Raw genomic sequence first — 11,624 nt, forward strand, 5'->3', positions numbered from 1 at the left:
CCCCGCGGCCGGGCGGCGGCAGGGAGCGAAGGGGTGAGGGGCGGCGGCCGGTGCGCCGTCCGCCCCTCACGTCGGGTCTGCCGGTCAGAAGAGGCCGGAGGTGGCGACCACGGTGTTGGGATTGACCAGTTGCTCGATCTGGCGGTCGTCGAGGACGCCCTGGAAGGCCCAGACGTCGTCCACCTGGCCGGAGAAGTACTGCCCCCAGGTGCCGGCGGACTTCGTGCCACCCATGTCGACCCGTGCCTGTCCGCTGACGGCGGATGCCGCGTCGAACGGCCTGAAGGCCGGCTGGGCGGTGCTGCGGGCCGTACAGCCGAGGGGCTGACCGTTGCAGTTGCTCATGTCCGGCACCCCGTCGACGAGGAGCGAGAGCTGGCCGGCGAGGCCGTCGTACACCACGGTGAGGTGCGACCAGTTGCCGGTGTTCTGGCCGGGTGCGTGCGCCGCGGTGGCGGTCGCGCCCGTGGTGCCGTCCGTGCCGGCGACCGTCGCCTGCCACTCGCCCTTCGGCTGCTGGGTGGTCGGGTCGAGGCCGAGGTAGTGCCAGCGGACGCTGACCGCCGTCCCACTGGAGCCGGGAACGGAGAGGAGCGTCATGTCGCGGGTCGCGTCACCCGCCTGGCCCGCCCACATGGTCAGCGTGAAGCTGCGGTCGGTGTGGAGCGGAGTGGTGGTGCTCTCCGCGGCGCCGGTGGTGCCGTCCAGGTTGAGCGCGGTTCCGTCGAGGTAGACGCTGGGAGCATCGGTGGCGGCAGTGCCCAGCAGGGTGGCGTGGGCGGCTGCCGGCGAGTCGTCCGGCGTGGTCGCGGGCGTCGTCCCGCTCTGCTCGTCGAGCTTCCAGCGACCGGCGACGACCGGCTTGGAACGGACCGCCGAGGCGATCTCGGGGCCGGTGACGACCCGGTCCCAGGCCCGGACCTCGTCGATGTCGCCGTCGAAGAACTCGTTGCTCGCGCCCTCCTTCGCGCCCGCGCCGACCTGGAGGAACCCGGGCGCCGCCGTCGGGGCGGTCTGCGTGAAGTCGGTCTCGGACACGAGGAATCCGTTCACGTACAGCCGGATCTTCCTGGCCGTGGCATCGGACACGCCGACCAGGTACGTCCACTGGCCGTCGGAGGGCCCGAAGCACGGTGTGGTACCGGGCGTGGCCGGTGTGCAGCTCGGCTGGGAGGCCGTCACGAGCGCGGCGGTGGCGGTGTCCTCCTTGTAACGGGTGAACACCCACTTCTTGGTGTCGGCCGCGTACGACAGGGCGAACTCGCCGACGTGGGCACCGGACTGGGTGACGATCGTCCGCTTCCTGGTGTCGCTGTCCGCGGGCTTCGGCAGCCGCGCCCAGGCCGCGACCGAGAAACTGCGGGTGGCGTCCACCGCGGGGTGCGCCGTGTGCGCGCGGTCGTCCACACCGTCGAAGGTCGCCGCGGTGCCGCGGATGCCGGCGGACTGGATCTTCGCGCCGCCCTCCAGAGCGAGCGCATCGCTTTCCGGGGCTCCGGCCGTCGAGGTCGCGCCGGCGGGCTCGTCGAAGTGCCATACCGACTTGGCGGGCACACCGCTCGACAGGGCCGCGTCGCCGGCGACCTGCGCCACCTCGGAGGCGGACAGCGCACGGCTCCACATCCGGGCCTCGTCGAGGGAACCCATCCACGGGTCGACGTTGGCGCCCATGTAGCGGAGCCGGCCGAACTCGAGCGGGCCGACGGCTCCGAACGACGACGGAGCCGCGGCCTGGGCCGCCAGCGTGCCGTCCACGTAGAGGAACACCTTCGCCGCGGCGGAGTCGTACACGCCGGTCAGGTGCGTCCACCGGTTGGGGACGACGGCGGTGGTGCCAGTGGCGGACTGCCAGCCGAAGCCGTTCGCGAGGTCCTTGGTGAAGGTGGTGAACGACCACTTGCCGCTGCGTTCACCGAGGTCGAAGAAGGCCGTGTTGGCACCGGCCTGGCTGACCGCCGTGCGCGTCACGTCGGCATTGGCGATGTTCGCCCAGACCGAGACGGTGAAGCTCCTGCCCGTGTCCAGCAGCCCGGCCGGGCCGTCGATGTAGGCGCCGCCGGTGCCGTTGAACGCCAGCGCGGTGCCGGCGTGCCCGGCGGCCTGGAGGCTCGTGCCGGCGTTCAGCGCCGCGCTCACCTTCGCGGGCGTGCCCGCAGTCGCGGTGCCCCCGGTGTCGTCCATGGACCAGTTGGCGCGCTCGGTCTGCCCGTCCAGCGCGTTGAAGAAGTAGGTGGTGAGCCCGGACGCGTGGTCGGCGGCGTCGACGGCTCGGACGACGATGCGGTGCTGGCCGGGGGTGGTGGGCAGCACGCTGATCGACTGCGGTGCGCCGTTCGTCGTGGCGAGGTCGTGGTCGGGTGCGGCGGTGTCGACGCCCCACTGGTACTTGACGACGTCGTTGTCGGGCGCGTCCAGCGTGAAGGTGCCGTACCGGCCCACGCCGTCGGCGGCGGCCAGCGGCTTGGTGATGTCGTCGACCACCGGGTACGTGTCCGACGACACCACGGGAACGCCGGGGGCCGTGGTGTCGAGGAAGAAGTAGCAGTTGGTTGGGTCACCGTCGGACGACCAGGGGCCCCAGCTGGCACCGTCCCAGGCCCTCATGTCCCACCCGTAGGCTCCGACGGCCGCGGCCGGCAGTGCCGGTAGCTGGTAGGAGAAGACGGACCCGGAGGCCTTGAAGGTGTTGCTCGCCGGGGTGGTCGTCTCGGTGCTCCCGGTGGACCACCAGCGACGGCGGTAGCCGGTGCCGTCGTCCCAGCCCACGGCGAACTGGACGCCGATGGCCTCCCCGTCCGGGTCGGTCGCCGTCGCGTTGATCTTCGGCCACGTGGTGACGGTGGTGCCGGTGGAGACGCAACTGCCCGGTGTCATGCTGAGGGCACTGATCGGACTCTGGCGCGGCGGAAGGTTGTAGTTGACGCGGAGGTAGGCGTCGTCGGTGAAGCGCTTCCAGCCGTACGAGTCGCTCTCGTTCTCGGCCTTCAGGCCGAAGGTGATGGTCGGCCAGTTCCAGTTCGCCGCGTTCTGGACGAGGTCCTTGACCGGCCCGGAGGTGCCGCCGAACTCCAGCCAGCCACCGGGGCACGTGCTGTCGTAGCCCTTCGCGGCGTTCGTGGTCTGCAGCTTGCTGCTCCAGAACCCGGCTGCGTTCTGGCTGTTCCAGGTCAGCTTGTTGGTGATGTAGCCGGTGCTCCACAGTTCCACGGGCCGCGCGCTGCAGGAGTATGAGTGGCTCTCGTAGGTGCCGAACTCGGCGCTGAGGATTTGCTTGCCGATGAACTGGCTGTTGGGTATCTGGAAGAACGCGCGCTTCACGTCCTTCGGAACGCAGCGGCTGGTGTCACCGCAGTACCCGACACCCCAGTCGTGGACGTAGGAGCCGGTGCTGCTGAAGTGCCAGTACGGCTGGGTGGGGTAGTACTTGGAGACGCCCGCCCAGTCCGTGGCGTTGGGGGTGTTCCACGCGGGGTCGATCATGACCGGGAAGACCGTGGCCGGGTCGTCCAGCATGGTCTGGTCCGGCGTCAGCACGAGCCTGTCCAGCGCCGCCGGGAAGTCGACCGCGATCCGGGAGACCTTGGCGTCCTCGTGCGGCGCGTAGTCGTCGGCCTGACCGGTGGTGCCCGTCGCCGCCGGAGCGGCGGCCGCCTGCGCGGCAGGGGCTGCCGGGGCGGCCTTCGGCTTCGCCCCGGTGGTGTTCTCGGCGGCCTTCCGCGACGAGTCCCACATGACGGGGGTCGGCGCCGTGAAGACCACCCCGCCGGCGCCCTTGTCCACGGCGGTCAGGGTGCCGTCCGCGGCCTCCTTGAGGGCCAGGCCGTCCGCCTTGAGCCCCAGCCGCAGGGTGTCCAGCGCAGGGTTCTTCGCCGCCGCCGGGGTGCGGACGACGACGAGCTGGGTGAAGCCCGTCCGGGTCGCCGTGAGGCGCAGGTCGACGTCGGGGAGGATCGACCGGTATTCGGCCGTGCTGCCGTCCACCACCGGCGTCGGCAGGGCCGTCGGCCAGGACAGGCTCAGCTCCCGCCCGCGGGAGACCATTCGCACCAGCGGTTTGCCCGCGCCGCCGCCGGAGAAGACCACGTCGGCCGTTGCCGCCGCTGGAGCCAGCGTCCCGTCGGTGCGCCTGCGGAGTGTGGGATCGATGTCGACCCAGGCCCCCGACTTCCGTACGCGGTGTGGCTGCACGTACGTCGTCGTCACCAGTCGGCCGTCCGGCTGGGCGACGGTGTCGCTGTACTCCGACCGCTTGGCGGCCACGTCGACGGGCTTGCCGGTCCGCTCGGCTTCCGCGACCGCGGAGCCTTCCGTACCGGTGGGAGCCTTGGGGGCGTCGTCGCCCCAGCCGTTGGCCACACCGATGGTTGACGAGGAGGTCGCTGCAGCAGCCGTTGGCACTGCCCCGATCCCGCCCACCATGCCTGCAATGGCAGCGGCGGCCACCCACCTGGAGGGTGACCACCCCCGCCCGGGTCTCAACCAGACCACGACACACCCCAGCTTTTTAACCGAATCTTAAGTTGGCAGCACGAATGATGATCATCGAGAAATGTTTAGTCAACGTGCCGGGATGGGAATGTGAGTGCATGTCACCAGAGCGCAGGGTAGCCATTTCGTGGCAAGACTGACTAAATTCGGACAAGCCCGCCCGGGAGAATGTGATCGGACTCACACATTGTCAGGTGATGACAACTCAGTGACTGAATAGTCGTCACATAGTCCCGGTGGTGCGGACTTTCATCTGATGCAATTCTGACTATCAATCAATAGTCTGGTCGGAAAGGGCGTCGGAGGTGAGCCGACGAACCGTCCGTCAGCTCAGGAAGCCGCGGAGCAGGGCGGCCGTGGCGGCCAGGTGCTCCTCGGTGGCGCGGCGGGCGGTGTCGGCGTCGCCCGCGAGGATCGCGTCGACCATGCCGCGGTGCTGGTGGGCGGCGTGGTCGATGTTGCGGTCCAGGATCGGGATCGCGTTCAGCAGGTCGTTGAGCCGCATGCGGGCCTCGGCGATCGCGGTGGCGAGGGAGCGGGAGCCGGTGAGTTCGGCGATCGCCAGGTGGAAGCGGGAGTCGAGCCGCCGGTACTCCTCCGGCGGGGCCTGCTCCAGGTCGGTGAGCCGCCGCCGCAGGTAGGCGCGCTGCTCGGCGGTGAGGTCGCGGCGGGCCGCCGTCTCGGCCGCGCCGGCCTCCAGGACGAGCCGGTAGGTCAGCGCGTCCTCCAGCTCCTCGCCGAGGTCGCTGGCGGCGCGGCGCAGGTCGGCGACGTCCGGCGGGGGCATCCGGTAGGTGACGAAGGTGCCGCCGTATCGGCCGCGGCGGGACTCCACCGCACCGGCCTGCTGCAGCGAGCGGATCGCCTCGCGCAGGGTCTCGCGGCCGATGCCGAGCCGGGCGGCGAGCTCGCGTTCGGCGGGCAGCCGGTCGCCGTGGCCGAAGACTCCGAGCTTGATGGCCTGCAGCAGCCGTTCGACGGTCTCCTCGAAGGCGTTGCCCGTCCGGACGGGCCGGAAGATCGCCCCCGCCTGCCAGTCGATCCCTGCCTCGTCCACGCGGGCATCGTACCCAGCCCCGGCGTCCGGCCCCGGTCGGCCGGGTCCTTCGCCGCGCCCCTCTTGACGTGCCCCGAACCCAGGGTGAACGATGCTGCCCATCCAATGGTCTGGTTCCGGGCCATTGAACGTTCGGAGGGCGCACCCACACCGCCGTGGCTGCGCGTGTCCAGGCCCGCCTCACTCCCCAGGGGTGCCCATGTCCGCCGACCCCACACCCGACCAGGCAGCACAGCACACTCCCGCACCCGTGTTTCCGGCGGCGACCCCGCCGGTTTCGGCCGACGAACAGCGGCTCCACGAGCTGGGCTACGCCCAGGAGCTCACCCGCTCGATGTCCGGCTTCTCCAACTTCGCCGTCTCCTTCTCGATCGTCTCGATCCTCTCCGGCTGCCTGACCCTGTACGGCATGGGCATGAACACCGGCGGCCCGGCGATGATCGTCTGGGGCTGGCCGCTGGTCGGCCTGCTCACCCTCTGCGTGGGCCTGGCGATGGCCGAGATCTGCTCCAGCTACCCGACCGCGGGCGGCCTCTACTACTGGTCGGCCAAGCTGGCCCGCAGCCGCGGCGCCGCCTGGTCCTGGTTCACCGGCTGGTTCAACTTCCTCGGCCAGGTCGCCGTGACCGCGGGCGTCGACTACGGCGCCGCGTTCTTCACCAACGCCTTCCTCGCCCTGCAGTTCGACTTCGCGGCCACCCCGGCGCACACCGTGGAGATCTTCGCGGTGATCCTGCTGCTGCACGGCCTGCTCAACACCCTCGGCGTGAAGCTGGTCGCCCGCCTCAACGACGTCTCCGTCTGGTGGCACCTGGTCGGCGTCACCGTGATCGTCGGCGCGCTCGCGATCCTGCCGTCCAAGCACGCCTCGGCGTCCTTCGTCTTCACCGAGTTCGTCAACAACACCGGCTTCCACAGCCAGTTCTACGTCGCCATGCTCGGCCTGCTGCTCGCCCAGTACACCCTCACCGGGTACGACGCCTCCGCGCACATGACCGAGGAGACCCACGACGCGGCCCGCTCCGGCCCGCGCGGCATCGTCAACGCGATCACCGTCTCGCTGGTCGCCGGCTGGGTGCTGCTGCTCGGCATCACCTTCGCCATCCAGGACTACCAGGGCGCCCTCGACGGCCCGACCGGAGTGCCGCCCGCACAGATCTTCATCGACGCGATCGGCACCACCGGCGCCAAGCTGCTGCTGCTCATCGTGATCGGCGCCCAGTTCTTCTGCGGCATGGCCTCCGTCACCGCCAACTCCCGGATGATCTACGCCTTCTCCCGGGACGGCGCGCTGCCCGGCTCCGCCCTCTGGCACCGGATCTCGCCGCGCACCCACACCCCCACCAACGCGGTCTGGCTCGCCACCGGCGGCGCCCTGCTGCTCGGCCTGCCCGCGCTGTGGAACTCCACCGCCTACACCGCGGTCACCTCCATCTCGGTGATCGGCCTGTACATCTCGTACGTCATCCCGACATTCCTCAGACTGCGCCAGGGTGACGCCTTCCAGCGCGGCCCCTGGCATCTGGGCCGCTGGAGCAGGATCATCGGGACCGTCGCGGTCGGCTGGACGGCCGTGATCACCGTGCTGTTCATGCTGCCCACTGTCAGCCCCGTCACCGCCGTCAGCTTCAACTACACACCCGTCGCGGTCGCCGTCGTCCTCGGCTTCGCCGGCCTGTGGTGGCTGGTCTCCGCCAGGCACTGGTTCACCGGCCCCAAGGTCCACGGCACGCCCGAGGAACTCGCCGCCCTCGAAGCCGAACTGGAGATCCGATGAGCAGCCCCAGGCTCACCCTCGACCGGCTGCGCGAGCTGGTCGCCGACGGCGCCGTGGACACGGTCGTCCTCGCCATGACCGACATGCAGGGCCGCCTGCAGGGCAAGCGCCTCGCCGCCGAGTACTTCCTCTCCGACGTCGTCCCCGGCGCCGCCGAGGGCTGCGGCTACCTGCTCGCCGTCGACACCGACATGAACACCGTGGACGGCTACGCCATCTCCTCCTGGGAGAGCGGCTACGGCGACCTCGTCCTCACCCCGGACCTCGCCACCCTGCGGATGGTGCCCTGGCACCCGGCCACCGCGATGGTCCAGTGCGACGTCCACCACCACGACGGCCGCCCGGTCACCGTCTCGCCGCGACAGGTCCTGCGCCGCCAGCTGGAGCGCCTGGCCGGCTACGGCTGGCAGGCGTACGCCGGCACCGAGCTGGAGTTCATCGTCTTCCGCGACACCTACGAGCAGGCCTGGGACCGCGCGTACCACGGCCTCACCCCGGCCAACCAGTACAACGTCGACTACTCCGTGCTCGGCACCTCCCGGGTCGAGCCGCTGCTGCGGCGGCTGCGCAACGGGATGGCCGGCGCCGGCCTCACCGTGGAGTCCGCCAAGGGCGAGTGCAACCTCGGCCAGCACGAGATCGCCTTCAAGTACGCCGAGGCCCTCACCACCTGCGACAACCACGCGGTCTACAAGACCGGCGCCAAGGAGATCGCCGCCCAGGAGGGCTGCAGTCTCACCTTCATGGCCAAGTACGACGAGCGCGAGGGCAACTCCTGCCACATCCACCTGAGCCTGCGCGATGCCGCCGGCGCCCCGGTGATGGCGGGCGACGGCCCGTACGGCTTCTCCCGCACCATGGAGCACTTCCTCGCCGGGCAGCTCGCCTGCCTGCGGGAGTTCGCGCTGCTGCTCGCCCCGACGATCAACTCCTACAAGCGGTTCGTGCCCGGCAGCTTCGCGCCGACCGCGGTCGCCTGGGGCCGGGACAACCGCACCTGCGCGCTGCGGGTGGTCGGCCACGGCCCGTCGCTGCGCTTCGAGAACCGCGTCCCCGGCGGCGACGTCAACCCCTACCTCGCGGTCGCCGCGCTGATCGCCGCCGGGCTGCACGGCATCGAGCACCAGCTCGAACTCGAACCGGAGTTCACCGGCAACGCCTACGCCTCCGACGCGCCCCGGGTGCCCGCCACCCTGCGCGAGGCGGTGGACGCCTTCGAGGCGAGCGAGGCCGCCACCGAGGCCTTCGGCAAGGACGTCGTCCGGCACTACGCGCACGCCGGCCGGGTCGAACTCGCCGCCTACGACCGGGCGGTGACCGACTGGGAGCGGCGCCGCGGATTCGAGCGGCTGTGAGCCCCGTGCACCACCGCCCGCTCATCGGCATCACCAGCTACCAGGACGAGGCCGCCTGGTCGGTCTGGCGGCAGACGGCCTCGCTCGTCCCGCAGACCTACGTCGACGCGGTCTCCCGGGCGGGCGGCACGCCCGTCCTGCTGCCCCCGCAGCCGGGCGGCGTCGGCCGGCTGATCGAGGCGCTCGACGGCGTCGTCCTCGCCGGCGGCGCCGACATCGACCCGGCCCGGTACGGCGCCGCCGCGGACCCGCGCACGGGGGAGCCCCACCGGGCCCGCGACGACTGGGAGTCCGAGGTGCTGGCGGCCGCCCTGGCGCACGACCTGCCGCTGCTCGGCGTCTGCCGAGGCCTGCAACTGCTCAACGTGGCGCTCGGCGGCAGCCTGCTGCAGCACCTGCCCGACGGCAGCCACCAGCAGGTCCCGGCGGTGTTCGTGCAGCAGCCGGTGCGGATCCGGCCGGGCAGCAGGCTGGCCGGCATCCTCGGCGAGCACACCAAGGTCAACTGCTACCACCACCAGGCCGTCGCCCGCCTCGGCACCGGCCTGCAGCCCACCGCCTGGAGCGCGGACGAGACCGTGGAGGCCGTCGAACTCCCGGACCACCGCTTCGTCCTGGGCGTCCAGTGGCACCCCGAGACCGACCCCGACGACCTCCGCCTCTTCGAGGCCCTGACCCGGGCCGCCCGCGGATGAACGCCGGCCCGGCCGCGGCCCGCGTCGCTTCTCCACCCGACAAGGAGCACCTGATGACCGACCCCGACCGCTACGAGGTGGTCAACCCGGCGACCGAGGAGGTGATCGCCACCGTCGACCTGGCGGGCCTCGCGGAGACGGACGCCGCGATCGCCCGGGCCCGGGCCGCGTTCGAGCAGTGGCGCCGGGTCGCCCCGGCGGACCGTGCCCGGCTGCTGCGGGCGTTCGCCGCGGCCGTCGACGCCGACCGCGAGCACCTCGCCGCCCTGGAGGTCGCCAACGCCGGCCACACCGTCGGCAACGCCCGCTGGGAGGCGGGCAACGCCCGCGACGTGATCGAGTACTACGCCGCGGCCCCGGAACGGCTGTTCGGCCGGCAGATCCCGGTGGCCGGCGGCATCGACGTGACCTTCCAGGAGCCGCTCGGCGTCGTCGGCATCATCGTGCCGTGGAACTTCCCGATGCCGATCGCCGCCTGGGGCTTCGCCCCGGCCCTCGCCGCGGGCAACACCGTCGTGCTGAAGCCGGCCGAGCTCACCCCGCTGACCGCCCTGCGCCTGGGTGAACTCGCCCTGCGGGCGGGCCTGCCGGAGGGCGTGCTGGAGATCCTGCCGGGCCGCGGGCCGGTGGTCGGGCAGCGCTTCGTGACCCACCCGGACGTCCGCAAGGTGGTCTTCACCGGCTCGACCCGGGTCGGCAAGGAGATCATGGCGGGCTGCGCCGCGCAGGTGAAGCCGGTGACCCTGGAACTCGGCGGCAAGAGCGCCAACATCGTCTTCGCCGACGCCGACCTGGCGAAGGCCGCCGCCACCGCGCCCTACGCGGTCTTCGACAACGCCGGCCAGGACTGCTGCGCACGCTCCCGGATCCTGGTCGAGGAGTCGGTCTTCGAGGACTTCATGGCGCTGCTGGAGCCGGCCGTCCGCGGGGTGCGGGTCGGCGACCCGGCGGACGAGAAGACCGAGATGGGCCCGCTGATCTCGGCCGCGCACCGGGAGCGGGTGGCCTCCTACGTGACGGAGGCGGCCTTCCGCGGCAGTGCGCCGGAGGGGCCGGGATTCTGGTACCCGCCGACCGTGCTGGCGCCGGTGCGGCACGACGACCGGGCGTTCACCGAGGAGATCTTCGGCCCGGTGGTGGCGGTGGTGCCGTTCCGCAGCGAGGAGGACGCCCTGCGGATCGCCAACGCCACCGACTACGGCCTGTCCGGCTCCATCTGGACGCGGGACGTGGGCCGCGCGCTGCGGGTCGCCCGCGGCGTGGAGGCGGGCAACCTGTCCGTCAACTCGCACTCCTCGGTGCGGTACTCGACGCCGTTCGGCGGATTCAAGCAGTCCGGTCTGGGCCGTGAGCTCGGCCCGGACGCCCTCAGCGCCTTCACCGAAACCAAGAACGTCTTCATCTCCACGGAGGAGTGACCAGCATGACCAAGCGACTGGACGGCCGGGTGGCGGTTATCACCGGAGCGGGCAGCGGCATCGGCCTGGCCACCGCGCGGCGGTTCGCCGCCGAGGGCGCCAAGGTCGTCTGCGTGGACCTCGACGAGGAGACCGGCGCCAAGGCGGCGAACGAGGTCGGCGGCCTGTTCGTGCAGGCCGACGTCACCGACGAGGCGGCGGTGCGCGCCATGTACGAGCGGGCGGTCGAGGAGTACGGCAGCCTGGACATCGCGTTCAACAACGCGGGCATCTCCCCGCCGGACGACGACTCCATCCTCACCACCGGCCTGGAGGCGTGGAAGCGCGTCCAGGACGTCAACCTGACCAGCGTCTACCTGTGCTGCAAGTACGCGATCCCGCACATGCAGCGGCAGGGCAGGGGCTCGATCATCAACACCGCCTCGTTCGTGGCGGTGATGGGCGCGGCGACCTCGCAGATCTCCTACTCCGCCTCCAAGGGCGGCGTGCTGGCGATGTCGCGGGAGCTGGGCGTGCAGTTCGCCCGGGAGGGCATCCGGATCAACGCGCTCTGCCCGGGGCCGGTGAACACCCCGCTGCTGCAGGAGCTGTTCGCCAAGGACCCGGAGCGGGCCGCCCGCCGCCTGGTGCACATCCCGCTCGGCCGGTTCGCCGAGCCGGAGGAGATCGCCGCGGCGGTGGCCTTCCTGGCCAGTGACGACTCCTCGTTCATGACCGCCAACACCTTCCTGGTGGACGGCGGCATCTCCGGCGCCTACGTCACCCCGCAGTAGCGCCTGCGGGACCGGCGACGGCCGGGCGGCCCCGGGGGGGCGCCGCCCGCGGGGGGTTGCG

The 11,624-nt window shown here is 71.5% G+C and carries 7 protein-coding genes; 5 read left to right on the forward strand and 2 right to left on the reverse strand.

Annotated elements, in window-relative coordinates; translation table 11 throughout:
• Positions 1–84 precede the first annotated feature (84 nt).
• Together ABZ641_RS15210 and ABZ641_RS15215 are read right to left on the reverse strand one after the other, a co-directional pair.
• The gene (locus ABZ641_RS15210; RefSeq protein ID WP_359982113.1) at positions 85–4,356 is read right to left on the reverse strand and encodes a LamG-like jellyroll fold domain-containing protein; all 4,272 of its coding nucleotides are present in this window, start codon (positions 4,354–4,356) and stop codon (positions 85–87) included.
• Between the two features lie 457 nt (positions 4,357–4,813).
• Positions 4,814–5,545: an FCD domain-containing protein gene (locus ABZ641_RS15215; RefSeq protein ID WP_359982116.1), complete on the reverse strand. Its 732-nt coding sequence runs from the start codon at positions 5,543–5,545 to the stop codon at positions 4,814–4,816.
• A 334-nt stretch (positions 5,546–5,879) separates the two neighbouring features.
• Here ABZ641_RS15215 and ABZ641_RS15220 point away from each other — a divergent pair, with 334 nt between their 5' ends.
• Genes ABZ641_RS15220 through ABZ641_RS15240 form a run of 5 tightly spaced genes read left to right on the forward strand, consistent with a single transcriptional unit; the run spans position 5,880 to position 11,563 of the window.
• Positions 5,880–7,322 (forward strand): amino acid permease, encoded by a 1,443-nt coding sequence (locus tag ABZ641_RS15220; protein WP_344627512.1) that lies wholly within the window; start codon positions 5,880–5,882, stop codon positions 7,320–7,322.
• Complete coding sequence (locus tag ABZ641_RS15225; RefSeq protein WP_359982119.1) at positions 7,319–8,677, forward strand: glutamine synthetase family protein; 1,359 nt, start codon at positions 7,319–7,321, stop codon at positions 8,675–8,677. Before ABZ641_RS15220 ends, ABZ641_RS15225 begins: the two co-directional genes overlap by 4 nt.
• Positions 8,674–9,372: a gamma-glutamyl-gamma-aminobutyrate hydrolase family protein gene (locus ABZ641_RS15230; RefSeq protein WP_344627501.1), complete on the forward strand. Its 699-nt coding sequence runs from the start codon at positions 8,674–8,676 to the stop codon at positions 9,370–9,372. Before ABZ641_RS15225 ends, ABZ641_RS15230 begins: the two co-directional genes overlap by 4 nt.
• A 53-nt stretch (positions 9,373–9,425) precedes the next feature.
• The gene (locus tag ABZ641_RS15235) at positions 9,426–10,790 is read left to right on the forward strand and encodes an aldehyde dehydrogenase family protein (protein ID WP_359982123.1); all 1,365 of its coding nucleotides are present in this window, start codon (positions 9,426–9,428) and stop codon (positions 10,788–10,790) included.
• 5 nt (positions 10,791–10,795) lie between these two features.
• The gene (locus ABZ641_RS15240; protein ID WP_030272339.1) at positions 10,796–11,563 is read left to right on the forward strand and encodes a 3-oxoacyl-ACP reductase; all 768 of its coding nucleotides are present in this window, start codon (positions 10,796–10,798) and stop codon (positions 11,561–11,563) included.
• Positions 11,564–11,624: the final 61 nt, after the last annotated feature.

Origin of the sequence: Kitasatospora sp. NPDC007106 (assembly GCF_040634455.1) — a bacterium.
Classification (GTDB): Bacteria; Actinomycetota; Actinomycetes; order Streptomycetales; family Streptomycetaceae; genus Kitasatospora; species Kitasatospora arboriphila.

Bases quoted from the DNA above. Each gene is read 5' to 3' on its own strand.
- ABZ641_RS15240 (WP_030272339.1), top strand. From the start codon at position 10,796: ATGACCAAGCGACTGGACGGCCGGGTGGCGGTTATCACCGGAGCGGGC.
- ABZ641_RS15235 (WP_359982123.1), top strand. From the start codon at position 9,426: ATGACCGACCCCGACCGCTACGAGGTGGTCAACCCGGCGACCGAGGAG.
- ABZ641_RS15220 (WP_344627512.1), top strand. From the start codon at position 5,880: ATGTCCGGCTTCTCCAACTTCGCCGTCTCCTTCTCGATCGTCTCGATC.
- ABZ641_RS15225 (WP_359982119.1), top strand. From the start codon at position 7,319: ATGAGCAGCCCCAGGCTCACCCTCGACCGGCTGCGCGAGCTGGTCGCC.